This is a genomic window from Paraburkholderia flava (assembly GCF_004359985.1).
Lineage (GTDB): Bacteria > Pseudomonadota > Gammaproteobacteria > Burkholderiales > Burkholderiaceae > Paraburkholderia > Paraburkholderia flava.
In genome coordinates this window covers 444,602-469,035 of sequence record NZ_SMRO01000002.1, presented here as the reverse complement: position 1 = coordinate 469,035, position 24,434 = coordinate 444,602, and the positions used below count along the sequence as shown (strand labels likewise).

General features: G+C 64.5%; 24 protein-coding genes and 1 tRNA gene. 18 read left to right on the top strand and 7 right to left on the bottom strand.

Annotated features, from left to right (window positions below; all coding sequences use genetic code 11):
- Window positions 1–262 precede the first annotated feature (262 nt).
- From zwf to E1748_RS13450, 3 genes are all read left to right on the top strand, one after another.
- On the top strand, window positions 263–1,723 hold the full coding sequence (gene zwf / locus E1748_RS13460) for a glucose-6-phosphate dehydrogenase (protein ID WP_133647733.1): 1,461 nt from the start codon (window positions 263–265) through the stop codon (window positions 1,721–1,723).
- 106 nt (window positions 1,724–1,829) lie between these two features.
- A complete protein-coding gene (pgl, locus tag E1748_RS13455) occupies window positions 1,830–2,519 on the top strand; it encodes a 6-phosphogluconolactonase (protein WP_133647732.1) in 690 nt (229 codons plus the stop codon).
- Window positions 2,497–4,413 (top strand): bifunctional transcriptional regulator/glucokinase, encoded by a 1,917-nt coding sequence (locus tag E1748_RS13450; protein ID WP_133647731.1) that lies wholly within the window; start codon window positions 2,497–2,499, stop codon window positions 4,411–4,413. The genes pgl and E1748_RS13450 overlap by 23 nt, the downstream gene beginning before the upstream one ends.
- A gap of 53 nt (window positions 4,414–4,466) precedes the next feature.
- Here the strand turns inward: E1748_RS13450 and E1748_RS13445 are convergent, their stop codons facing one another.
- Window positions 4,467–5,690, bottom strand: coding sequence for a Bcr/CflA family multidrug efflux MFS transporter (locus E1748_RS13445; RefSeq protein WP_133647730.1), 1,224 nt, complete (start codon window positions 5,688–5,690; stop codon window positions 4,467–4,469).
- A 199-nt stretch (window positions 5,691–5,889) separates the two neighbouring features.
- Here E1748_RS13445 and E1748_RS13440 point away from each other — a divergent pair, with 199 nt between their 5' ends.
- The 4 genes from E1748_RS13440 (at window position 5,890) to E1748_RS13425 (ending at window position 9,742) form a co-directional block, all read left to right on the top strand.
- On the top strand, window positions 5,890–6,429 hold the full coding sequence (locus E1748_RS13440) for a hypothetical protein (RefSeq protein WP_133647729.1): 540 nt from the start codon (window positions 5,890–5,892) through the stop codon (window positions 6,427–6,429).
- Between the two features lie 199 nt (window positions 6,430–6,628).
- The gene (hemL, locus tag E1748_RS13435) at window positions 6,629–7,921 is read left to right on the top strand and encodes a glutamate-1-semialdehyde 2,1-aminomutase (RefSeq protein ID WP_133647728.1); all 1,293 of its coding nucleotides are present in this window, start codon (window positions 6,629–6,631) and stop codon (window positions 7,919–7,921) included.
- 11 nt (window positions 7,922–7,932) lie between these two features.
- Window positions 7,933–9,075 carry a bifunctional diaminohydroxyphosphoribosylaminopyrimidine deaminase/5-amino-6-(5-phosphoribosylamino)uracil reductase RibD gene (ribD, locus tag E1748_RS13430; protein ID WP_133647727.1) on the top strand — a complete coding sequence of 381 codons (1,143 nt, stop codon included), beginning with the start codon at window positions 7,933–7,935 and terminating at the stop codon, window positions 9,073–9,075.
- Window positions 9,076–9,109: 34 nt separating this feature from the next.
- Window positions 9,110–9,742 carry a riboflavin synthase gene (locus tag E1748_RS13425; protein ID WP_133647726.1) on the top strand — a complete coding sequence of 211 codons (633 nt, stop codon included), beginning with the start codon at window positions 9,110–9,112 and terminating at the stop codon, window positions 9,740–9,742.
- Between the two features lie 26 nt (window positions 9,743–9,768).
- On the opposite strand, the gene E1748_RS13420 is transcribed toward E1748_RS13425, so the two are convergent.
- A complete protein-coding gene (locus tag E1748_RS13420) occupies window positions 9,769–10,590 on the bottom strand; it encodes an alpha/beta hydrolase family protein (RefSeq protein WP_133647725.1) in 822 nt (273 codons plus the stop codon).
- Window positions 10,591–10,833: 243 nt separating this feature from the next.
- Between E1748_RS13420 and E1748_RS13415 the strand changes: the two genes are divergently transcribed.
- The 5 genes from E1748_RS13415 to E1748_RS13395 all read left to right on the top strand — a co-directional run bounded on the left by E1748_RS13415 (window position 10,834) and on the right by E1748_RS13395 (window position 14,904).
- Complete coding sequence (locus tag E1748_RS13415) at window positions 10,834–11,286, top strand: hypothetical protein (protein ID WP_133647724.1); 453 nt, start codon at window positions 10,834–10,836, stop codon at window positions 11,284–11,286.
- Between the two features lie 263 nt (window positions 11,287–11,549).
- Window positions 11,550–12,680 (top strand): bifunctional 3,4-dihydroxy-2-butanone-4-phosphate synthase/GTP cyclohydrolase II, encoded by a 1,131-nt coding sequence (gene ribBA, locus E1748_RS13410; protein ID WP_133647723.1) that lies wholly within the window; start codon window positions 11,550–11,552, stop codon window positions 12,678–12,680.
- 55 nt (window positions 12,681–12,735) lie between these two features.
- Complete coding sequence (ribH, locus tag E1748_RS13405) at window positions 12,736–13,254, top strand: 6,7-dimethyl-8-ribityllumazine synthase (protein ID WP_133647722.1); 519 nt, start codon at window positions 12,736–12,738, stop codon at window positions 13,252–13,254.
- Window positions 13,251–13,685, top strand: a complete 435-nt coding sequence (nusB, locus tag E1748_RS13400) for a transcription antitermination factor NusB (RefSeq protein WP_133647721.1) — start codon at window positions 13,251–13,253, stop codon at window positions 13,683–13,685. The genes ribH and nusB overlap by 4 nt, the downstream gene beginning before the upstream one ends.
- Window positions 13,686–13,713: 28 nt before the next feature.
- Complete coding sequence (locus tag E1748_RS13395) at window positions 13,714–14,904, top strand: pyridoxal phosphate-dependent aminotransferase (RefSeq protein WP_133647720.1); 1,191 nt, start codon at window positions 13,714–13,716, stop codon at window positions 14,902–14,904.
- Between the two features lie 111 nt (window positions 14,905–15,015).
- Here E1748_RS13395 and E1748_RS13390 read toward each other — a convergent pair whose 3' ends face one another.
- The gene (locus E1748_RS13390; protein WP_133647719.1) at window positions 15,016–16,188 is read right to left on the bottom strand and encodes a transglycosylase SLT domain-containing protein; all 1,173 of its coding nucleotides are present in this window, start codon (window positions 16,186–16,188) and stop codon (window positions 15,016–15,018) included.
- A gap of 591 nt (window positions 16,189–16,779) precedes the next feature.
- Here E1748_RS13390 and E1748_RS13385 point away from each other — a divergent pair.
- Entirely contained in the window at window positions 16,780–18,360 is a 1,581-nt protein-coding gene (locus tag E1748_RS13385; protein ID WP_133647718.1) for a UbiD family decarboxylase, read from the top strand.
- A gap of 131 nt (window positions 18,361–18,491) precedes the next feature.
- The gene (locus E1748_RS13380; RefSeq protein WP_133649347.1) at window positions 18,492–19,166 is read left to right on the top strand and encodes a LysE family translocator; all 675 of its coding nucleotides are present in this window, start codon (window positions 18,492–18,494) and stop codon (window positions 19,164–19,166) included.
- Between the two features lie 112 nt (window positions 19,167–19,278).
- Here E1748_RS13380 and E1748_RS13375 read toward each other — a convergent pair whose 3' ends face one another.
- Both E1748_RS13375 and E1748_RS31470 read right to left on the bottom strand, forming a co-directional pair.
- Window positions 19,279–19,602 carry a hypothetical protein gene (locus E1748_RS13375; protein WP_133647717.1) on the bottom strand — a complete coding sequence of 108 codons (324 nt, stop codon included), beginning with the start codon at window positions 19,600–19,602 and terminating at the stop codon, window positions 19,279–19,281.
- Window positions 19,603–19,962: 360 nt separating this feature from the next.
- Entirely contained in the window at window positions 19,963–20,124 is a 162-nt protein-coding gene (locus E1748_RS31470) for a hypothetical protein (RefSeq protein ID WP_166653560.1), read from the bottom strand.
- A 259-nt stretch (window positions 20,125–20,383) separates the two neighbouring features.
- Here E1748_RS31470 and E1748_RS13370 point away from each other — a divergent pair, with 259 nt between their 5' ends.
- From E1748_RS13370 to E1748_RS13360, 3 genes are all read left to right on the top strand, one after another.
- Window positions 20,384–21,331, top strand: a complete 948-nt coding sequence (locus E1748_RS13370) for a Rossmann-like and DUF2520 domain-containing protein (protein ID WP_133647716.1) — start codon at window positions 20,384–20,386, stop codon at window positions 21,329–21,331.
- 110 nt (window positions 21,332–21,441) lie between these two features.
- Window positions 21,442–22,005 carry a YggT family protein gene (locus tag E1748_RS13365; protein ID WP_133647715.1) on the top strand — a complete coding sequence of 188 codons (564 nt, stop codon included), beginning with the start codon at window positions 21,442–21,444 and terminating at the stop codon, window positions 22,003–22,005.
- 72 nt (window positions 22,006–22,077) lie between these two features.
- Window positions 22,078–22,151 (top strand) — tRNA-Gly (locus tag E1748_RS13360).
- 161 nt (window positions 22,152–22,312) lie between these two features.
- Here E1748_RS13360 and E1748_RS13355 read toward each other — a convergent pair.
- Window positions 22,313–22,540 carry a hypothetical protein gene (locus tag E1748_RS13355; protein WP_133647714.1) on the bottom strand — a complete coding sequence of 76 codons (228 nt, stop codon included), beginning with the start codon at window positions 22,538–22,540 and terminating at the stop codon, window positions 22,313–22,315.
- A 170-nt stretch (window positions 22,541–22,710) separates the two neighbouring features.
- Here E1748_RS13355 and trmB point away from each other — a divergent pair, with 170 nt between their 5' ends.
- On the top strand, window positions 22,711–23,463 hold the full coding sequence (trmB, locus tag E1748_RS13350; RefSeq protein ID WP_133649346.1) for a tRNA (guanosine(46)-N7)-methyltransferase TrmB: 753 nt from the start codon (window positions 22,711–22,713) through the stop codon (window positions 23,461–23,463).
- Window positions 23,464–23,519: 56 nt separating this feature from the next.
- On the opposite strand, the gene E1748_RS13345 is transcribed toward trmB, so the two are convergent.
- Window positions 23,520–24,356, bottom strand: coding sequence for an undecaprenyl-diphosphate phosphatase (locus E1748_RS13345; protein ID WP_133647713.1), 837 nt, complete (start codon window positions 24,354–24,356; stop codon window positions 23,520–23,522).
- Window positions 24,357–24,434: the final 78 nt, after the last annotated feature.

Below are 24,434 nucleotides of genomic sequence, written 5' to 3'. Positions count from 1 at the left end.
CTGAGGCGCGCTGCAGACTCGAGGTGCGCCGCGCATGTCCTGTGGAACAGGCAAAAAACTTATGTTCCGTTAACATGCGGGGGACGATAGCCGGTTCGGGAAAACGCGCACCTCGCTGTTGCGAGCCTGCTTTTTTCGTCGAATTAGCGTTACCTCTTGATTTGGATTGTAGTTAAACTACAATTCAGTGTCAAAAAAAATTTTATCGGACTACGGCCGCGTTCGTACCCCTCTGCGGCACCCAGGACATCGACGGAGACTCATGCAAACCGATTCAAGTTTCACCTTCGTTCTCTTCGGCGGAACCGGCGATCTGTCGATGCGCAAGATCCTCCCCGCGCTGTATGAAGCGCATCGCGCGGGCATGCTTGCGGAAGGCGGCAAAATCGTCGGCGTCGCGCGTCACGCGGACGATCGCGCCGGGTACATCGAATGGGTGAACGGGCACGTCAAGCCGTACGTCTCGAAGAACGGTCTCGACGAAGCCGCGTGGGAACGGTTCCTCGCACGCATCGAATACGTGCGGCTCGATCTGAGCAAGGCCGAAGATTTCGTGCTGCTGCGCGACGAGGTGAACCGGCTGTCGGGCACGCGCGTGTTCTATCTCGCCACCGGGCCGTCGCTGTTCGTGCCGATCTGTCATGCGCTCGCTGCCGTCGGTCTCAACGAAAACGCGCGCATCGTGCTGGAGAAACCGCTCGGATACGATCTTCGTTCGTCGAACGCGATCAACGACGCGGTCGGCGAAATCTTCGCGGAAGAACAGATCTACCGGATCGACCACTATCTCGGCAAGGAGCCGGTGCAGAACCTGCTCGCGCTGCGCTTCGGCAATGCGCTGTTCGAACCGTTGTGGCGTCGCGAGTGGGTCGAAAGCATCCAGATCACGATCGCGGAAGAACTCGGCGTCGAAGCGCGCGGCGATTTTTACGACAACACCGGCGCACTGCGCGACATGGTGCAGAACCATCTGCTGCAACTGCTCTCCATTGTCGCGATGGAGCCGCCGCATTCGATGGATTCCGATTCGGTCCGCGACGAAAAACTCCGTGTGCTGCGCGCGCTCAAGCCGATCGATCAGCGCGACATCGCGCGCGTCGCGGTGCGCGGCCAGTATCACGCGGGCGTGATTCGCGGCACCGCAGTGCCCGCATACGCGACCGAACCCGGCGTGAAGCAGGACAGCACGACCGAGACCTTCGTCGCACTTAAAGTCGAGATCGAAAACTGGCGCTGGTCCGGCGTGCCGTTCTTCCTGCGTACCGGCAAGCGGCTTGCCGACCGGGTCGCGGAAATCGTCGTGAACTTCCGGCCGGTGCCGCATTCGGCGCTCGGCGCGACCGCGCTGCGTGCCGGTTCGAACCGACTCGTCATCCGTCTGCAGCCGAACGAAACGATCCGGCTCTACTGTCTTGCGAAGCAGCCCGGCGAAGGGATGAATCTCGCCAGCGTCCACCTCGACCTCGCGTTCGACCAGTTCTTCCGCGAAGGACAGATGGAGGCGTATCAACGTCTGCTGCTCGACGTGATCAACGGACGGCTCGCGCTGTTCGTGCGACGCGACGAACAGGAAGCCGCATGGCGCTGGGTCGAACCGATCCTGAACGAATGGTCGTCGGCGAACAAGACGCCGAAGCCGTACGCGGCAGGTACGTGGGGACCGGCGGCCGCCAGTGCGATGCTGGCGCAGCACGGCACGTGCTGGCTGGAGGAAGAGAACTGAACGGGGTACTGCCCGCGCGCTGAATCGCGCGGGTGCTGGACGGAAATCATCGGGGCCGCATTGAGGCCCACCCTGTGAACCAACAAAAAAGCAGCATGGAGGAGAAGTGATCGAGCTTCACGCTTTCGACGACCCGCGCGCCCAATCCGACGCGCTGGCGAAGGCGGTCGGCGACGCGTTACATGCGTCGCTTGCCGCATCGGCAGACGCGCACCCGGCGACACTCGCCGTGTCCGGCGGCACCAGTCCGCGCCCGTTTCTGCAGACCTTATCCACCCAGCCGTTCGACTGGTCGCGCATCGCCGTGACGCTCGTCGACGACCGCTGGGTGCCCGAGACCGATAGCGCGAGCAACGCACGGCTGGTTCACGAAACGCTGTTGCAGAACGCCGCGAGTAACGCCGCGTTCGCGCCGCTCGTCGACGTGACGCAGCCGCTCGACGCGCACATCGCCGCGTTGAACGCCGACCCCGCGCGCCGCGTGCCCGATGTCGTCGTGCTCGGCATGGGTGAAGACGGCCACACCGCGTCGATCTTCGCGGATTCGCCCGAGTGGGACTTCGCGATCTCCACGCCCGACCACTTCGTCGCCGTCCATCCGGGCGCCGCGCCGCATGCGCGCGTCAGCTGGTCGATGAGCGCGCTGAAACAGGTGCCGCACCTGTTCCTGCTGATCGCCGGCCAGAAGAAACTCGACGTGCTGAACGCCGCCGTCGCTGCACTACAAAAAAATGCCATCTCGACGCTGGCGAACGACAAGGGAGTGAGACTCGATGTCTACTGGTGTGCAAACTAAGGCTGTGCCCGGTGTGGGTCAGCACGCCGACGGACCGAGGCTTCTCGCCGACATCGGCGGCACCAATGCGCGTTTCGCGCTTGAAACCAGTCCCGGCCAAATCGGCCAGGTGCTGGTGTATCCGTGTGCGGAGTACCCCGGTGTCGCCGAAGTCATCAAGAAGTATCTGAAGGATACGAAGATCGGCCGCGTGAACCACGCGGCGATCGCGATTGCGAACCCGGTCGACGGCGACCAGGTGAGCATGACGAATCACGACTGGACCTTCTCGATCGAAGCGACGCGCCGCGCGCTCGGCTTCGACACACTGCTCGTCGTCAACGACTTCACCGCGCTCGCGATGGCGCTGCCCGGTCTCACCGATACGCAGCGCGTGCAGATCGGCGGCGGTGCACGCCGGCAGAACAGCGTAATCGGTTTGCTTGGACCGGGCACGGGTCTCGGCGTATCCGGCCTGATCCCCGCCGACGATCGCTGGATCGCGCTCGGCAGCGAAGGCGGTCACGCGAGCTTCTCGCCGCAGGACGAGCGCGAAGACATCGTGCTGCAGTTCGCGCGCAAGAAGTGGCCGCATGTGTCGTTCGAACGCGTCTGCGCGGGTCCCGGTATCGAAGTGATCTATCGCGCGCTCGCGGGGCGCGACAAGAAGCGCGTCGCCGCGACCTGCGATACATCCGAAGTCGTGCGACGCGCGCTCGACGGTGAACCGCTCGCAGCCGAAGCGGTCGACTGCTTCTGCGCGATTCTCGGTTCGTTCGCGGGTAACGTCGCGGTGACGCTCGGTGCGCTCGGCGGTATCTACATCGGCGGCGGCGTCGTGCCGCGTCTCGGCGAAGTATTTGCACGCTCGCCGTTCCGCGAACGTTTCGAAGCGAAGGGTCGTTTCGAACCGTATCTGCAGAACGTTCCGACCTACGTGATCACCGCCGAGTATCCGGCGTTCCTCGGCGTATCGGCGATTCTCGCGGAGCAACTGTCGAATCGTGCGGGCGGTGGATCGTCGGCGGTGTTCGAGCGTATCCGCCAGATGCGCGATGCACTGACGCCGGCAGAACGACGTGTCGCCGATCTCGCGTTGAATCATCCGCGCTCGATCATCAACGACCCGATCGTCGATATCGCGCGCAAGGCCGACGTCAGCCAGCCGACGGTGATCCGCTTCTGCCGTTCGCTCGGCTGCCAGGGGCTGTCCGACTTCAAGCTGAAGCTCGCCACTGGTCTCACCGGCACGATTCCGGTCAGCCACAGCCAGGTGCACCTCGGCGATACGGCCACCGACTTCGGCGCGAAGGTGCTCGACAACACCGTGTCGGCGATCCTGCAGCTGCGCGAGCATCTGAACTTCGAACACGTCGAACGCGCGATCGATCTGCTGAACGGCGCGCGCCGCATCGAGTTCTACGGGCTCGGCAACTCGAACATCGTCGCGCAGGACGCGCACTACAAGTTCTTCCGCTTCGGCATTCCGACCATCGCGTACGGCGACCTGTACATGCAGGCTGCGTCGGCGGCGCTGCTCGGCAAGGGCGACGTGATCGTCGCGGTGTCGAAGTCGGGACGTGCGCCCGAACTGCTGCGCGTACTCGAAGTGGCGATGCAGGCCGGCGCGCAAGTGATCGCGATCACGTCGAGCAACACGCCGCTCGCGAAACGCGCGACGGTCGCACTCGAAACGGATCACATCGAGATGCGCGAATCGCAGCTGTCGATGATCTCGCGCGTGCTGCATCTGCTGATGATCGACATCCTCGCGGTCGGCGTTGCGATCCGTCGTGCGGCACCAGATGCCGACGTTCGCGAAGCGGTGGCGAAGGTGCGCGACGGCTCCGACGACGAAGCGACCGCCGTGCTCGACTGGCTGAGCCACGGCGCGGCATCGACTGCACGCGACTAAAGCTTCGCGTGCAACACGACGGGCTCCCTGCTGGAGCCCGTCGCCCCCCTCTCCTACTGCGCCACCGCCGCCGGCACCGGCCGGTCGTGCCAGCGCACGATCAGCATCCTGCCCAGGTAGCACAGCACGCCCGCCGTGCCGATCGTGAAACCCATGCCGACCGGCGACGTGTCGTGCCACAGCCCGACCACGACGCTAGCGAGCGCGCCGAGCGCAAGCTGCATCGCCCCGAACACAGCAGCAGCCGCCCCCGCGTTGTGCGGATAGCGATGCATCAGATCGGTCGCGCAGTTCGCCGACAGCACGCCCACCACGCCGACCACAAAGAACAGCCCGACGACGATCGACCACAACCCGCCCCACCCCGTCACGCACATCAGCGCGACGAACAGCGACGCGACACTGCTGATCGTCGCGGCGATCGAGATGATGCGCAGCGCCCCCAGGCGTCCGACGAAGCGCGTGTTGACGAGGTTGCCGAGCATGATGCCGAACACGTTCAACCCGAAGAAGAACCCATAGTGCTGCGGCGACACGTGGAAGTACTCGATGTAGACGAACGGTGTCGCCGAGATGTACGTGAACATCGATGCGAACGCCATCCCGCCGCACAACATGTGCCCCCACACCATCGGATCGCGCAGCAGCCGGCCGTATGCCGCGAACGATTTCAGCACCGCCGAACTCGCACGCTTTTCGCGTGGCCAGGTTTCGGGCACGCGCAGATACGCGGCGACCGCGCAGCTCGCGCCGAACAGCGTCAACACGCCGAACACGATGCGCCAGTTGCCGAGCAGCAGCAACTGCCCGCCGATCAGCGGCGCAAGCAGCGGCCCGACGGCAGTGACGATCGCGACCATCGACAGCACGCGCGCGGCGTCGGTCGGTTCGTGCGCGTCGCGTGCGATCGCCCGCGACAGCACCGACGCCGCGCCCGCGCCGAGCGCCTGCAGGAAGCGCACGAACACGAGCGAGCCGATCGAATAAGAGAACGCGCACGCGATGCTCGACACCGTGAAGAGCGCAATCCCGCCGAGCAGGATCGGGCGACGGCCGTATGCATCCGAGAGCGGTCCGTACAGCAGCATGCCGACCGAGAAGCCCGCCATGAAACTCGTCAGTGTGGACTGCGCGATGCCAGGCACGACGCCGAACGCGTCGGCGATCGACGGCAGGCTCGGCAGATACATGTCGGTCGCGAGCGGGCCGCACGCGGCGAGCGCACCGAGCAGCAGGATCAACCGGATATCGGGCCGGCGTTTGACGGGGTGGGACATGGACGGGACATCCAGCAGGAAAAACAGGAAAAGGTCCGTTTTGCGCAAGGCGCCGGATCGGATAAGACAGTAGATAAAACCACGCAGAAGCCGCGTCGATTGTACCCGACGGCCCTGCGGCATTTCGCCGCCGAACCTGCGCGCGGCACACTCGCGCATCGGTTAAGCTGCCGTTTTCATTTCATCCGACGATCGACCGATGACCGCCTTTCTGCTGATCTGGAGCCCGAAGAAATGGCCGTGGCCTGAGCTGCCGGACATCGCGAAACGCGTGGCCGCCGGCGAAGCTGTCACCGACGTGTGGGGCTGCGGCTTCGCGCGCAGCCTGCTGCCCGGCGACCGCGTGTTCCTGCATCGGGTCGCGTCCGAACCGCGCGGCGTGTTCGGCTCCGGCTACGTGACGCGCGCGCCGTACGAGGTCGCCGATCCCGCGACCAAACGCGGCTACCGGCTGTGCATCGACTTCGTCTACGACTGGCTCGTCGATGCGCACGAGCAGGTGGTGATCGACCGCGCCGCGCTGCGCGTGCATCCGTTCTCGGTGCAGACATGGGATGCGCAAAGCTCGGGCACATCGATCAAGCCGGTTGCAGAGGGCGCGCTCGAAAAGCGCTGGGCTGAACTCACCGGGAAGCGTGCGTCGCCTCGATTGCCGGTGCAAGGTGCGGGTGCGGCGAGCGGTGCACCAGCGCAATCGTCGAAAAAGAGCGCGCACGCGCGGCGGAAATCCTCCGGCTGATCGTTCAAGCTCGACCAGGGTCCGCGCGGCATGATGCCGCAACGACCGGCGTACCGCACGGCCCGTTCGGCGGGACTCCGGTACAATTTCAGCCAGTCATTCCGTCGCCGTCCGAGCCGCGGACGCGCTGCCCGCCACCGCTCCGCCCTCGCCCATCGGCACGCCGGCCACACGCCATCCTTCACGCAGGTCCACGTTCATGTCCAGGAATCAAACTCTCTTCGAACGCGCCCAGATCACCATCCCGGGCGGCGTCAACTCGCCGGTGCGCGCGTTCCGCTCGGTAGGCGGCACGCCGCGCTTCATCGAACGCGCGCAGGGCGCGTACTTCTGGGACGCCGACGGTCAGCGCTATATCGACTACATCGGCTCGTGGGGCCCGATGATCGTCGGCCACGTGCATCCCGAGGTGCTCGAAGCGGTGCAGCGCGTGCTCGTCAACGGCTTCTCGTTCGGTGCGCCGACCGAGGCCGAGGTCGAGATCGCGGAAGAAATCTGCAAGCTAGTGCCGTCGATGGAACAGGTCCGGATGGTATCGAGCGGCACCGAGGCGACGATGAGCGCGCTGCGTCTCGCGCGTGGCTTTACGAACCGTAGCCGCATCGTCAAGTTCGAGGGTTGCTATCACGGCCACGCGGACAGCCTGCTCGTCAAAGCAGGCTCCGGTCTGCTGACGTTCGGCAACCCGACGTCGGCGGGCGTGCCGGTCGACATCGCGAAGCACACCACCGTGCTCGAATACAACAACGTCGCGGCGCTCGAAGAAGCGTTCAAGGCGTTCGGCAACGAGATCGCATCGGTGATCGTCGAGCCGGTCGCGGGCAACATGAACCTCGTGCGCGCGACGCCCGAATTCCTCGGCGCATTGCGGCGCCTGTGCAGCGAATACGGCGCCGTGCTGATCTTCGACGAAGTGATGTGCGGCTTCCGCGTCGCGCTCGGCGGCGCGCAGCAGCTGTACGGCATCAAGCCCGACCTCACGTGTCTCGGCAAGGTGATCGGCGGCGGCATGCCGGCTGCCGCGTTCGGCGGACGGCGCGACATCATGGCCCATCTCGCGCCGCTCGGCGGCGTGTACCAGGCAGGCACGTTGTCGGGCAATCCGATTGCAGTCGCGGCCGGTCTGAAGACACTACAACTGATCCAGGCGCCCGGCTTCTACGACACGCTCGCCGCGCGCACGACGCGTCTCGTCGAAGGACTGACCGCCGCCGCGCGTGAAGCGAAGGTGCCGTTCGCCGCCGACTCGATCGGCGGGATGTTCGGCCTCTACTTCGCCGACGCAGTGCCGGGAAGTTTCGCGGAAGTCACGCGCTCCGACGTGCCGCGCTTCAATGCGTTCTTCCACAAGATGCTCGATGCGGGCGTGTACTTCGCGCCGTCGGCGTACGAGGCCGGCTTCGTGTCGAGCGCGCACGACGAGTCGATCATCGACGCGACGATCGACGCCGCACGCGGCGCATTCGCGTCGCTCGCATCACTCGCAGCCTGAGCGGACGGACGATGTTCTCGCAAACCGATTTCGTCTATATGGAACGTGCGCTCGCCCTGGCGACGCGCGGTATGTACACGACCGATCCGAATCCGCGCGTCGGCTGCGTGCTCGTGAAAGATGGCGCCGTGATCGGCGAAGGCTTCACGCAACCCGCCGGCCAGGACCACGCGGAAATCCGCGCGCTGAAGGATGCACGTTCGCGCGGCCACGACGTGCGCGGCTCGACCGCCTACGTGACGCTCGAACCGTGCAGCCACTTCGGCCGCACGCCGCCGTGCGCGAACGCGCTGATCGAAGCGCAGGTCGCACGCGTCGTCGCCGCGATGGAAGACCCGAATCCGCAGGTGTCCGGCCGCGGTCTCTCGATGCTGCGCGACGCGGGCATCGAAGTGCGTTGCGGATTGCTCGCGAACGAAGCGTCCGAACTGAACATCGGCTTCGTGTCGCGGATGACGCGCGGCCGTCCGTGGGTGCGGATGAAGATCGCGGCATCGCTCGACGGCCGCACCGGCTTGCCGTCCGGCGAGAGCCAGTGGATCACCGGCGAAGCCGCGCGCGCCGACGGCCACGCATGGCGCGCGCGTGCATCGGCGATCCTCACCGGCATCGGCACCGTGAGGGAAGACAATCCGCGCATGACCGTGCGCGCGATCGATACGCCGCGCCAGCCGCAGCGCGTACTGATCGACAGCCGGCTCGACGTGCTGCCGGAAGCGCACATTCTCGCAGGCGCACCGACGCTGATTTTCTGCGGCGCGCTCGACGCACACGACGAGCAACTCGCCGGGCGCGCGGAAGCGCTGCGTGCGCGCGGCGCCGAACTAGTGCCGCTGCCGAACGCGGCGGGCAAGATCGATCTGCCCGCGATGCTGGCCGAACTCGGCCGGCGCGGCGTGAACGAACTGCACGTCGAGGCGGGCTATAAGCTGAACGGCTCGCTGCTGCGCGAAGGCTGCGTCGACGAACTGCTGGTCTATCTGGCGCCGAGCCTGCTGGGCGTCGAATCGATGGGTATGTTCAATCTCGCCGCGCCCGGTTCGCTCGATGGCCGCGTCCAGCTGAATTTTCATTCGGTCGACCGGATCGGCGACGATCTGCGGATTCTCGCGCGGCTCGCCGCACCGCTCGCCCGCCCCACCGAGTTGCACTGACTGTACTGATAGCACTGATAGAGGACACAGCACGATGTTTACCGGAATCGTCGCGGCAGTCGGCCGCATTGCATCGATCACGCCGCTTGGCACCGAAGCCGACGCAGGCGTGCGGCTCACCGTCGACGCGGCCACGCTAGGTCTCGACGACGTCGCACTCGGCGACAGCATCGCGATCCAGGGTGCGTGCATGACCGTGATCGAAAAGACCGCGACCACATTTGCAGTGGACGTATCGCGCGAGAGCCTGAACCGCACGGTCGGACTCGCGCAGACCGGCGACGTGAATCTCGAAAAGGCGCTGCGCGCGCACGACCGGCTCGGCGGTCACATCGTGTCGGGGCACGTCGATGGGCTCGGCACCGTCACGCGCTTCGCGCCGGTCGGCGAATCGCACGAACTGCGCGTGCTTGCGCCGCGCGAACTTGGCCGCTATCTCGCGTACAAGGGTTCGATTACCGTCAACGGTGTGAGCCTCACGGTCAATGCCGTCGATGATCGCGCGGACGGCTGCGAGTTCTCGATCAATCTGATCCCGCATACGGTCGAGGTGACGACGCTGCGGCATCTGGTGGCGGGGGCGAAGGTCAATCTCGAGATCGATATGATTGCGCGGTATGTGGAGCGGATGCTGACGTCGTCTCCGGAGATTCTGCAGCAGCGGTAAAGCAACGCCCGACGGTAGTCACCCGCTCACTTCGCCGCAGCGGGCGTGCCCGTCAACCATCCCTCGATATCCCCCAGCACGGCTTTCTCGATCCCGAGAAAACCGTGCGGCGCATGCCCGCCGCAGTCCGCCTCTTTACTGCCACCACCTTCCGTCGAATCGACCGAAACGAAATCGTAGTGGTTGTGTTCGGCGAGACGCTTGCCCCCATACGCAGGCGACGACACGCACGCGTCATGCTCGTTCGACACGACCAGCACGCGATGCGTCGTGCCGTCCACATCGAGATCCGCAAGCGAGCCGCCGCCCCGGCGCGAGACGGTCACCGGAGAGGTCAGCACGAACGCGTCGGCCAATGACGGATCGCGCTGCAGCGCGTTGCCGGCCGACAGCGTGCCGGCGCTCGTACTGACGAGCGCGATCTTCCCGTTCGGGAAGCGCTGCCGCAGCGTGGCGACAATCACCTGTGTGTCCTCGAACGAATCCTTGCTCAACCGGAACAAACCATCGGCGCCCTGCGCGTGATCGGACGGCGTATCGACCAGCGCGACCACGTTGCCCTGGTCGACCCAGTAACGCGCGGAGCGGATCAGGAAATTACCCTTGAGCGTCGTGGCGCCGGTCGCATCCAGATGCAATGCGCCTGGCGTGCCGGCAAACAGCACGATCACCCACGGCGGGTTCGGCGACTGCGACTGTGACGGCGACTCGATGAAGAGACTCTGCGTGACGCCGTCGCGAGTCGGAAACGTCACGAGGTCGCCGTGATCGAGCGGCGTCGCGGATGCATGCGCGGCGGCAACGCAAACCGCGACCACGCAGCCCAAACGTTTCGCTATGTTCTTCACGTCGATCTCCTTTTGCATCCGCGATTGTGAGCGGACGTTCGCACGCAATTGCCGGTAATCATAACTGCCCATCACGACGTTTCTGTTGTCACTTCATCTGCGGAATAACCCGATACGTCCGCGCGTTTTATCGATAAGGCAACCGGAAAACCAGCAGGCCCACATCACTCGGTCAACCGGTTTCCGGCAAGCGATTTCGAAAGCGCGACGACGCGCGGCATACACGCAGCACAGGAGTGCATCATGAAAAATCTGATTCGTATTGGAGTATGTGGAGTACTGCTCGCCGGTCTCGGCGCGCTCACGCCCGCTTTTGCGCAGACCGAGGTCAACGTATCGTCGACGCTCGACGCGGGCAATTGCCGCGCCGTATCGGGACAGGCGGAAATCGACGGCACGACGCAGCAGATCGTCGGCCGCGCCTGCCAGCAGAGCAACGGCACCTGGCAGATCGTGCAGACCGACGACGGCAACGTGTTGTGGTATCCGGCCGGCGCGTATCCGTATGCCGATCCGTGGTGGTACGGGCCGCCGCTTTTCATCGGTGCGGGTGTCGGTTTTATTTTCGTGGACCGCTTTCACCACTTCCATCGCTTTTATCACTACAACCACTTTCATCAATTCGGATACCACCATTTCGGCGCGTCGGCGATGGGCGGCTTTCATCATGGGTTCGGCGGCGGGCATCGGCGTTGAACGCATCGCGCAGGTAGAGAATTGAGATCGAGACTGAACGACCCGAACCGCGAACGCGCGTCGTTTTGCGAAACCGGGCGGCGACGTTGTGCTGCGTTGCGCCCTTCAACGACGATCGCCCTCCCTCAACCGCCGACCACACCGGCACCGCCCGCCGTACCACCCAAACGACAACCGCGATAGATGGCGAACGGCCAGGAGGCACGCGGTCGTCCGCGTGGCGTAAAATACGCGCTTTCCCGAATTTCTCGCCCACGCCCAACATGACGATCGCCTCCACCCTCGAAATCATCGCCGAACTGAAGGCCGGCCGGATGGTGATCCTGGTCGACGAAGAAGACCGCGAAAACGAAGGCGACCTCGTCGTCGCGGCCGAGTTCATCACGCCGGAAGCGATCAACTTCATGGCCCGCTACGGTCGCGGCCTGATCTGCCTGACGCTCACGCAGGAACGCTGCAAGCAGCTGAACCTGCCGCTGATGACCTACCGCAACGGCACCCAGTACGGCACCGCGTTCACCGTCAGCATCGAAGCCGCCGAAGGCGTGACGACCGGCATCTCGGCCGCCGACCGCGCCCGCACGGTCGCTGCAGCGGTCGCGCACGACGCGCGTCCCGAGCACATCGTCCAGCCGGGCCACGTGTTCCCGATCATGGCGCAGCCAGGCGGCGTGCTGATGCGCGCAGGCCATACCGAAGCCGGCTGCGACTTCACGGCGCTTGCGGGTCTGACGCCGGCTTCGGTGATCTGCGAGGTCATCAACGACGACGGCACGATGGCGCGTCTGCCCGACCTGCTGGCGTTCGCCAAAGAACACGGTTTGAAGGTCGGCACGATCGCCGATCTGATCCACTACCGCAGCCGCACCGAATCGATCGTCGAGCGCGTCGCCGAGCGCACGATGCAAACCGCGCACGGCCCGTTCCGCGCGGTGATGTACCGCGACCTGCCGAGCGGTTCGCCGCACATCGCGCTGGTACGCGGCACGCCGTCGGCGCAACAGGACACGCCGGTGCGCGTGCACGAGCCGCTGTCGGTGCTGGATCTGCTCGAAGTCGACGCGTCGACGCACTCGTGGACGCTCGACGCCGCAATGAAGGAAATCGCGCAACGCGACCTCGGCGTCGTGGTGCTGCTCAATTGCGGCGATTCGCGCGATCAGCTGATCGACGTCTTCAAGGCATTCGACGAGAAGGACAAGGCGGACGCGCTGAAACGCCGCCCGATCGACTTCAAGACCTACGGCATCGGCGCGCAGATCCTGCGCGAACTCGGTGTCGGCAAGATGCAGGTGCTGTCCAATCCACGCAAGCTCGGCAGCATGTCGGGCTACGGGCTCGAAGTCACCGGCTTCGTCCCGATGCCCGGTTGCCCGCCGCAACCGTCCGCCTGAACGCTGACACGACGCTTCGGCACACTCAAGCTCCCTCTCCTTCTACGGACCCATTATGGAAATCGGACAATATCAACCGAATCTCGACGGTGACGGCCTGCGGGTCGGCATCGTGCAATCCCGCTTCAACGAACCCGTCTGCAACGGCCTCGCCGATGCATGCATCGAAGAACTCGAACGCCTCGGCGTAACCGGTGAGGACGTGCTGCTCGTCACCGTGCCGGGCGCGCTCGAAGTGCCGCTCGCGCTGCAGAAGCTCGCCGAAAGCGGCCAGTTCGACGCGCTGATCGCGCTCGGCGCGGTGATCCGCGGCGAGACGTATCACTTCGAACTGGTGTCGAACGAAAGCGGCGCGGGCATTACGCGCGTCGGCCTCGACTTCGGCATTCCGGTGGCGAACGCGGTGCTCACGACCGACACCGACGAACAGGCCGTCGCCCGGATGACCGAGAAGGGCCGCGATGCGGCACGCGTCGCGGTCGAGATGGCGAATCTCGCTGTCGCGCTCGAACAGCTCGGCGGCGATGACGACGACGATGAAGAAGACGAAGAAGATGAAGAGGAACGCGCATGAAGAGTGCTCGCCGACGCTCCCGCGAACTGGCCACGCAGGGGTTGTATCAGTGGCTGCTGTCGGGTGCGCCCGGCGGCGAGATCGATACGCAGCTGCGTAACGCGCAGGGCTTCGACAAGGCCGACCACGAGCATCTCGATGCGCTGCTGCACGGCGTGATCCGCGACGCGGATTCGCTGTCCGCCGATCTCACGCCGTGTCTCGACCGTCCGATCGATCAGCTGTCGCCGGTCGAACGCGCGGTGCTGCTCGTTGCCGCATACGAACTGAAGAACCACGTCGACATTCCGTACCGCGTCGTGATCAACGAAGCGGTCGAGCTCGCGAAAACCTTCGGCGGCGTGGATGGCTACAAGTACGTGAACGGCGTGCTCGACAAGCTGTCGGCCCGCCTGCGCGCCACCGAGACGCAAGCCGCCCGCAAGTCGTAAGCGGCCGCGGACACACCGGAAGCAACGCATGACCATCGTGACCGAACCCCTGCTGCGGCTCGCCGCCCGCGTCGACGCGATCCAGCCTTTCTACGTGATGGAACTGGCGAAGGAAGCGGCGCGGCTCGAGCGTGCGGGGCGCGACATCATCCATATGGGGATCGGCGAGCCCGACTTCACGGCGCCCGAACCGGTCGTCGAAGCTGCGGCCGGTGCGTTGCGGCGCGGTGTCACGCAGTACACGAGCGCTCTTGGGATACATGCGCTGCGCGAAGCGATCGCCGGGCACTACGCGCACGCGTACGGCATCGACGTCGATCCCGCGCGGATCGTCGTCACGGCGGGTGCGTCAGCGGCGCTGCTGCTCGCGTGCACGGCGCTCGTCGATCGCGACGACGAAGTGCTGATGCCCGACCCGTGCTATCCGTGCAACCGCCACTTCGTGATGGCTGCGGAAGGCAAGCCGGTCCTCGTGCCGAGCGGGCCGGCCGAGCGCTTCCAGTTGACTGCCGCCGATGTCGAACGGCTGTGGACCGACCGCACGCGCGGCGTGCTGCTCGCGTCGCCGTCGAATCCCACCGGCACGTCGATCGAACCGGACGAACTGCGGCGCATCGTCGGCGCGGTTCGGCAACGCGGCGGCTTCACGATCGTCGACGAGATCTATCAAGGGTTGAGCTACGACGCGCCGCCCGTGTCGGCGCTGTCTTTCGGCGACGATGTAATCACCGTCAACAGCTTCTCGAAATACTTCAACATGACCGGCTGGCGACTCGGCTGGCTCGTCGTGCCGCCCACGCTGGTCGATGCGTTCGAGAAGCTCGCGCAGAACCTGTTTATCTGCGCGTCGGCGCTCGCGCAGCATGCGGCGCTCGCGTGCTTCGAACCCGACACGCTCGCGATCTACGAAGCGCGCCGGCTCGAATTCAAGCGCCGCCGCGACTTCATCGTGCCGGCACTCGAGCGGCTCGGGTTCAGCGTGCCGGTGATGCCCGACGGCGCGTTCTACGTGTACGCGGATTGCAGCACGGTTGCGCATCCGGCTGCCGGTAAGAGCGCGGAACTGACCAGCGCGATGCTGCACGACGCGGGCGTCGTGCTCGTACCGGGCGTCGACTTCGAGATGCATGAGCCGCAGCGGTACATCCGGCTGTCGTACGCGACCGCGTATTCGAAACTCGAGGAAGCCGTCGAGCGACTGCATCGTCTGTTCGGTTGAGGTTCTGACGATCGCCCGCGCACACGGTGCGTATGGACGTAAAAAAAGCACCCTCGGGTGCTTTTTCTTTTTGCTGCGTTCGTTGTGTTGCTACCTGGCCGGTTCGAAGCGTCAGGCGCCAAGCTCCGGCGATGCTACATGTTTCGCCGACGTATTCGTCGCGCTCGCATCGTCCTGCTCCGGCGTCTTCGACGGTGCTGTTGCAACCGTCTTCGCGCTCAGCGCATGCGCGGAATCGAGCGTCACCTGCACGCGCTTCGCCGTGCCGCTCGCCGCGTTCGCTGCAGCAGGCTGCGTCGTTGCTGCCGTCGTCGTGGCCGGAGCCTGCGGCGCATTGATCGGCACCTTGCGGCCATGCGCGACGTCACGCAAACGACCGCGCTCCGCCATCACCTTCGCACCGTAACCGCCATCGTCCTGCGTCGACGAACCGACATACAGACGCAGACCGCCCGGCAGCGAACCGCCGCGTGCGATGCAATCCTTCAGCACGAGTGCGCCGACCTTGATGTTGGTCAACGGTTCGAGCGCGGTGCTCTGGCCGCCGAAGTACTGGAACTTGTCCGAGTGCACCTTCGACATCACCTGCATCAGGCCCTGCGCACCGACGCCGCTTTCGGCGTACGGGTTGAAGCCCGATTCGATCGCCATCACGGAGAGCAGCAGCAGCGGATCGAGACCGACTTCGCGGCCGGTGTCGAACGCCGCTTTCACGAGCTCGCTGACCGGTTCCTGCGCGACGCGATAGCGGCGTGCGAGGTACGACGCGACCAGATCCTGTTCGCGGCTGGAGACGAGCACGCGGTCGTCGCGGGCATCCGCGGAGACGCGCTGCGCGGGAATCAGCCGGGCGAGCGAACCGACGCTCGGCAACGTGCGCGGATCGAGGCCATTGAGCGCGACCGTGCCGCCGTTACCCGAACTGCTACCGTCGAAAGCGCCGTCATAGCTGACGTTCGAGGTGCTGCCGCTGCTGTCGTTGCCCGTAGCGGCGCTGGACAACGAATCGTCGGACAAACCGGTGGACGGCCCGAACGACGGCAACGGATTGCCTCGCAGCAGACGGGCCGGACCGGCCTCGACGGCTGCCGACAGCACCGGCATCAGCCGGGCAGCCAGGGTGCCGCGCCACGAGGGCATCAGCCACAACGCGACCGCGAACAGGACGGCGAATCCGCCGACGACGCTGAAAAGATGGTGACTTACACGCGTCCCGCGACGCAGCACTGCGCGTACAGCTTGCGCAAGGCGCTCATCGGGACGCCACGATAACCAGGCGTTCATTCAGATGATCTCCCATGTTGCATGGTCCGCGAAACGCCGGGCAAGCCGGCAACAAGCATGTGTTCGCAGACCAAGACACCGCGCGCTCTGGTTAGGACGGCAGCGGCGTCGGGAAAAAACGGCATAAACCGTTGGGGAACCGGTAAAAGATCCGCCCGCATGCGGAAAAGCATGCAACCGGGGGTTCCCACGCGAAAAACCAGCGTCGGATGGCGCTGGCGAGGACAGCAAATAGACCGTCTGAAGCCGTGCAGGGGTCGGCTAACGGCGACGCGTTGCGTCTAAAGGACCGGGGGCGCTGGTGACAAAAACTACGGGCCCTGCAACCAATGTGGACGGATTCTAGCAGGGTTTTATAGATCGTCAACACTATAGAAAGCAAAAACTATAACCAAATGTAATAATGAACAGCGTTCAGTTCGATGAAAACCGCGCGCTGCGTATGTTTCGAGCCGGTGGCATTTTTGCCCCTGGGCGTACGGTCGCCAACGTATCCGGCAACCCAGGTAAAATTGCCGATCCTTCGCGGCACGCGCTTATGCGATTGCGTGCCGCCGCCCTTCTTCTGCCGTCCTACGCGACCACGACCCGATGAAATACAAAGATCTGCGCGACTTCGCCGGCCGTCTCGAAACACTCGGCGAACTGCGCCGCATCCCGCAAGACGTCTCTCCCGTACTGGAAATGACCGAGCTGTGCGACCGAGTGCTGCGCGCCGGTGGCCCGGCTCTGCTGTTCGAGGCGAAACGCAGCCATGCGTTCCCGGTGCTCGGCAACCTGTTCGGCACGCCACGGCGGATCGCGCTCGGCATGGGCATCGACACTGACGCAGGTTCCGGTCCCAACACCGGCGATGCGGCCGCGCTGCAGTCGCTGCGCGACGTCGGACGGTTGCTGTCGGCGCTGAAGGAACCGGAGCCGCCCAAGGGCCTGAAAGACGCCGGCAAGCTGCTGTCGCTCGCGAAGGCCGTCTGGGACATGGCGCCGAAGACTGTGAGCGGGCCGCCATGCCAGGAGATCGTGTGGGAAGGCGATGACGTGGATCTCGCAAAACTGCCGATCCAGACCTGCTGGCCCGGCGACGTCGCCCCGTTGATCACGTGGGGGCTCACCGTCACGCGCGGACCGAACAAGACCCGGCAGAATCTCGGTATCTACCGGCAGCAACTGATCGGCCGCAACAAGCTGATCATGCGTTGGCTCGCCCATCGAGGCGGCGCGCTCGACTTCCGCGAATTCGCGTTGAAGCATCCGGGCCAGCCTTATCCGGTTGCGGTCGTGCTCGGCGCCGATCCGGCGACGATCCTCGGTGCCGTCACACCGGTGCCCGATACGCTATCGGAGTACCAGTTCGCTGGCCTGCTGCGTGGCGCGAGGACCGAACTCGCGAAATGTCTGACGCCGGGCGTCGATACGCTGCAGGTGCCGGCGCGCGCGGAGATCGTGCTCGAAGGCTTCATCTATCCGCAGGACGGCACGCCGGAGCCAGCGCCTGCGGGTGCGCCGCCGCGCCCGACGAAAGGCGCGAGCGCCACTTACGAACACGCGCTCGAGGGTCCCTACGGCGATCACACCGGCTACTACAACGAGCAGGAGTGGTTTCCGGTGTTCACCGTCGAGCGCATCACGATGCGGCGCGACGCGATTTACCACTCCACCTACACCGGTAAGCCGCCCGACGAACCCGCCGTGCTCGGCGTCGCGCTAAACGAAGTGTTCGTGCCGCTGCTGCAGAAGCAGTTTTCCGAGATCACCGATTTCTATCTGCCGCCCGAAGGATGCAGCTACCGGATGGCGATCGTGCAGATGAAGAAGAGCTACCCCGGCCACGCGAAACGCGTGATGTTCGGCGTGTGGAGCTTCCTGCGTCAGTTCATGTATACGAAGTTCATCGTGGTGGTCGACGAGGACGTGAATATCCGCGACTGGAAGGAAGTGATCTGGGCGATCACGACGCGCATCGACCCGTCGCGGGATACGGTACTCGTCGATCGCACGCCGATCGATTATCTGGACTTCGCTTCGCCGGTCGCGGGCCTCGGGTCGAAGATGGGTCTCGACGCGACGAACAAATGGCCGGGCGAAACGGATCGCGAATGGGGTCGTCCGATCGCGATGGATAAAGCGGTCAAACAGCGCATCGATGCGCTGTGGGATGAACTCGGGCTGTAGGGCTATAGGTAAGCGATCGCTGGAGCCACACGCGGTATCCCGCTTCAACGGACCCGCGTATCGACAACGGGCAAACCAGGTCATCACACTGCCCGCAAGGGAACATTAATAAGAACGAGGCTGTGGCAAGAATGCACGCGTGGTCGATGTTGTCGGATGGTTTTTTTCTGTCTCTGTCGTTGTGTCTCGATATCGGCCTCGTCAACGTAGCGGTCATTTCGCTGACGCTGACGCACGGCTTCAGGCCGGGATTCTGGCTCGGCCTCGGCTCGTGCTTCGGGGATCTGCTGTATGCAGCGCTCGCGCTTGCCGGGATGGCCGCGCTGCTGCAATTCGATGCCGTGCGCTGGATCGTATGGATCGGCGGCGCGGCGATCCTGCTGTTCCTCACGTGGAAGATGGCGCGCGAGGCGCTTTACCCCGCATCGGCGCCGCCGGTCGAAGGCGAGGCCGATACCGATACACAGGCTCCGCAATTGAGCGCGTGGCGCAGCTTCGTGCGCGGCGCGTTGCTCGCGATCTCGTCGCCGAGCGCGATCCTGTGGTTCGCGGCTGTAGGCGGCGCGCTGATCGCGAAAGCAGGCGCGACCACGCCGACGACAGCGTCGATATTCCTCGGTGGCTTCTTTCTCGGCGGCCTGTGCTGGACGCTCTTCCTGTGCGGGCTCGCGAGCCACGGACGCAAGCGCGCCGGGACAGGACTGCTGCGTGCGTGTCACGTGCTGTCGGCGCTGCTGTTCGCGTACTTCTCGTATAGCGTGATCGTCCACGGATACCGCGATCTGATCGTGCACGCCGCGCGCTGAGGCCATCGCCCCAAAGCAAAACGGCGTAACGCGGCAATGAAGCCTGCGTTACGCCGTCGGGCGTACAGCGAAGCGGCGCTCGCCGCGCGGGATTTATCCGCGCGACACCCGCTTAACGGCGCCAGCCGTGACCGTAATAACCGCCGTGGCCATAGTAGCCGCCGCGATAGTAGCCATGGTGGTAGTACGGATGACCGTAATAGCCGCCATACCCGCCGACCACAACCGCAGGACCGCCGTAATAGACCGGCGGCGGCGGCGCATACACGACCGGAGGCGGCGGCGCGTAGTACACGGGCGGAGGCGGCGCGTAGACCGGATAGGCCGGCGCAACCGGGATACCGATCCCGACGCCGATCGACACGTGCGCTTCGGCGGCGGTGGTGAGCCCCACGCCAAGCGCGGCGGCAACGATGAACGGAACGATCTTTTTCACTTCTCTTCTCCTGGCGGCGCGACCCCTTGGTCGTGTCGCATAACGGGCGTGCTCTCTGGAATTCACTCTATCCAAAAAGGCCGCGCGCCGCTTTATGCATTTGTTGCAAATTGCAATCGATGCGACAGCTTCAATAACGACGATCAGCCGGTGCAAACAAGAAGTGGTGAGGTACCCGCTAAAAATCAAGGGTTTGCACGGACAAACGTCTGGCGATAGACGATTTTACCGACACAGAAACCGCCCGCCTGTGTACGCCGGTAATCTTTAATTACAAATGAGTGAGCGCATCGCGCGTGCCGCGGACGAGAAAAAGCCCGGCAAGCAGCCGGGCTTCGGGAAAAACAGGTGATGTCGGCTTCAGCCAACTTTCACGTACGTGAACTCACGACTGACGGCCGGCGGCACGTACGCCCCGCTGATCCGCACCCGCGGCGTGAGACGCTTTTTCTGATCCCACCACCGACGGCGCTGCGAAGGCGTGAGAAACCGCAGATGCTTGCGATACGAAAAGATGCTCATGACGACCTCCCGAATCTGCCTGGAACGGAAAAAATCGACAACGACGGCCACCACAGTTGCAAGAAAAAAACACACCGGGAAATTGTGAGCAGTTTTCGAACCCGGGTGCGTCGCGCAGCGCAATGTTCGTCCGCCAGCGCCATATCGCGGGAAAACAGACTGACGAAACCGCGCCTGGATAATGGATCGGCGATACTCGCGGTTTGCCCGTGCTTACTCGTATTTACCCGGTCCCTTCCGTTTCGCCTGGAGCAGAACCATGTCCCAGCCCTCGTTGCCGCGTGTCGGTTTTATCGGCGCAGGCCGACTCGCGCGTTGCCTCGCGCGCGGTTTTGCGCGCGCCGGTTATCCGGTCGTCGCGATCGCCAGCCGGACTGCTGCCACCGCGCACGCGCTCGCTGAGGAATTCGCCGGCTGCGTGTCGTCGGACGATCCGCAGACCGCCGTCGACACCGCCGATATCGTCTTTTTAACCGTCCCCGACGACAGCATCGGTACGACAGCGAACACTCTGCGCTTCGGACCGCCCGCGAAGACCGGGGCTACCGGCCGTTCGGCATGGGGACTCGTGCATTGCAGCGGCGCGTCGCCGGTCGAACTGCTCGAACCCGCGCGCGTGCAGGGCGTTGCAATCGGCGGGTTTCATCCGCTGTATCTGTTCAGCGGCGCGCCCGCCGACATCGAACGGATCGTCGGCTGCTCGGTGACGATCGAGGCCGACGGCGCGCTGCACGACGCGCTCGCGGCGATGACCTCCGCGCTCGGCTGCCATCCGCTATCGATTCCAGGCGGCGGCCGGATGCTTTATCACGCGGCCGCGCACTATGCGGCGAGCTTCGCGCTGTGTGGCCTCGCCGAATGCGTGACCCTGTGGAGCAAGCTCGGTTTTGCCGAGGACGACGCGCTGCGTGCTGTGCTGCCGATGCTCGCCGGCACGATCGAAACCGCCCGCGAGAAAGGTCTGCCCGGTGCGCTTGCGGGCCCGATCTCGCGCGGCGACACCGGCGTGATTCAAAAGCAGCTGGCGCTGATGGAAACGCTCGGCGGCGATCATGCGGCGCTGTACGCGTTGATGTCGCGACGCGGCGTCGAACTCGCGCGTCGGCGACCGTCTCCACCGGCCGGCATCGACGCGATCGCCGACGCCGTCGAGAATTCGCTCGCACGCTCGGTGAATCAGGTATCGGCTGGTGCAAGCGTCAAGTAAGCCGTGATAATGTGACGTCCGGCGCAGCGCGGCACACGCATCCGACGCAACTCACGCGACGCATGGCCGCCCGCCGACGCTGACCACACACGAAGCAAAGAGGATCCAAGATGTTCGGCGATATCGCCCGCTTTCTGCTCAATACCGTTTTCACCCTGTTCGGTGCCGCACTGCTGCTGCGCGCGTGGCTGCAGTTCGTTCGTCTGCCGCCGTACAACCCCGTGTCGAACGCGGTGCTGCAATTCACCAACTGGCTGGTGCTGCCGCTGCGTCGCGTGATTCCGGGGACGCGCGGCATCGACTGGGCGAGCATCGTCGCCACGCTGATTACCGCACTCGTCTACGTGATGCTGACGATCGTGATTGCGGGCATCGATCCGCTCGGCCTGATGCCGGCGCTGCTGATCGTCGCGTTGCTCACGGTCGTGAAGTGGGCGCTCAATCTGATCATCTGGATGACGATCCTGATGGCGCTGCTGTCGTGGCTCAACCCGCGCTCGCCGGCCATGCCGATTCTTTATCAGCTGACCGCGCCGCTGCTGAATCCGTTGCGACGCGTCGTGCCGCAACTGGGTGGCATCGACCTGTCGCCGATCCTGCTGTTCGTGATCGTGCAGGTGCTGATCATGGTCGTCACGCGCGCAGCGGTTTCGTTGACGCTATTCGGGATTTGATCGGCTGGAGAGGCTGGTTTCACTACGCGGGTTTGCGCAAACGGGCAGAACCCGCGTAAAATGGCGCGCTCTGCGGGCGTCGTATAATGGTAATACCCTAGCTTCCCAAGCTAGAGCCGTGGGTTCGATTCCCATCGCCCGCTCCAGTATTTTTCGAGTCTGCGCTGTGTTCTGCAGCGCCAGCAATTCCCCTCGCTGAATTCCTTCGTTGTTTGATCGAGTGCGACCGTCGTCTGGTTACATCCATTTAGTTCGTGGCAACTCAAGCGTGATCGCCAACTCCGAACTCTCCAGATCAAATCCCTCATCACCGCAACTTCTCCGCATACCGCTCCCCGACCACCCGACTGATATACGTACTCAGCCCTCTACCCGCGATCGCCAGCCGCGTCATCTCTTCGACCTCTCGACGTCCCGGCATCGTGTAGTCATACCGGTAGATCGCGCCGCCGCGAAACTCGACCGCAATCGAATCGCGCGACAACCGATACGCAATCACGCCTGAATCGCCGCTCAGATTCCGGTAGCGTTCCATCCGATGCTCCCTGTCGCTCCGCACCCCACTGCTATAATCCGCACCCGACCGGGCGCCCATAACCAGTCGCCCAGACCGCGCAGCAGTAAAACTCTGCGCACCCAGCGCGCAGCAGAAACGATGCCCGCCGTGCGACACCTCCGTCGCCTCACCAACCGTTGTTCCCGATGATGATTCACGATCCGAACGAAGCCGGCCATCCCGACGCCGACCCGACCACCGACGACAACGACGATTCGCAACCCCTGCACCTGCGTCGCATCCGCAGTTTCGTCACGCGTGCGGGGCGTGTGTCGACGGGCCAGCGTCGCGCGCTCGACGAACTCGGGCCGCGCTTCGTCATGCCGTATTCGGCGACGCAGCCCGACTGGGACACCGTCTTCGGACGACACGCGCCGCGCATCCTCGAGATCGGTTTCGGTATGGGCGCGACGACCGCCGAGATCGCCACGCATCGCGCGGACGACGATTTCCTCGGCGTCGAAGTTCACGAGCCTGGCATCGGTGCGTTGCTGAAGCTAATCGGCGAGCAGAATCTGTCGAACATCCGCATCGTTCAGCACGACGCAGTCGAAGTGCTCGAACAGATGATCGCGCCCGACAGCCTCGACGGCGTGCACATCTTTTTTCCGGACCCCTGGCACAAGGCGCGGCATCACAAGCGTCGTCTGATCCAGCCGAAGTTCGTCGCGCTGCTGGTATCTCGACTGAAGCCTGGCGCGTACATCCACTGCGCAACCGACTGGCAGAACTACGCCGAGCAGATGCTCGAAGTGCTCGCAGCCGACCCCGCGCTCGTCAACACCGCGCAGGATTACGCACCGCGTCCCGACTATCGTCCGGTGACGAAGTTCGAACGCCGCGGTTTGCGGCTCGGACACGGCGTGTGGGATCTCGTCTTCAGACGACGCGACGCAGTCTGAACGTAAAAAAAGTCCGCACATGTGCGGACTTTTTTATCTCTGCGCGTCGAACACGCTCACAGCGTCCAGCTCAACCCACCGCTATATCCCACCAGCAGGATCAACAGACCGAAGGCAATCCGGTACCACGCGAACGCCGTGAAATCGTGTGCGGCGATATAGCGCAACAGCCAGCGCACGCAGGCGAACGCGCTGACGAATGCCGCGACGAAACCGATCGCGAACGTGCCGAGCATGTCGGCGGACAGCAGGTGCCAGCTCTTCGCCATCTCGTACAGCGTCGCGCCGAAGATTATCGGGATCGCGAGGAAGAACGAGAACTCGGTGGCGACGCGCCGGTCGAGGCCGAACAGCATCCCACCGATGATCGTCGAGCCCGAACGCGACATCCCCGGGATCAACGCGAAACACTGCGCGAGGCCGACCTTGAGTGCATCGGAAGGACGCAGGTCGTCGATCGACTGCACGCGCGCCGCAGTGGCGCCGCGCTCACGTCCGCGTGCCTCGACCCACAGGATCAACACGCCGCCGATGACCAGCGCAAACGCGACCGGCACAGGCGAGAACAGCGCGGCCTTGATCGCTTTTTCAAACAGCAGGCCGAGCACGACTGCGGGAATCGTCGCGACGATCACGTTCAGCGCGAAACGTCGCGCCTCGGGCCGGGTCGGCAATCCGACGATCACGCTGCCGATACGCCGCCGAAACTCCCAGCACACCGCGAGAATTGCGCCGAGCTGGATGACGACGTCGAAGGTCTTCGCGTGTTCGTCGGTGAAATCGAGCAGGCTGCCCGCGACGATCAGATGGCCGGTACTCGACACCGGCAGAAATTCAGTCAGTCCTTCGACGACGCCCAGAATCAGCGCCTTGCAGATCACGATCCAATCCATCCGGAGCCCTTGTCGATGTATGAAACCGTGACGGGCCCCGCTGCGCTCAACGTCGGCGACACGCGGCCCGTACGGCCG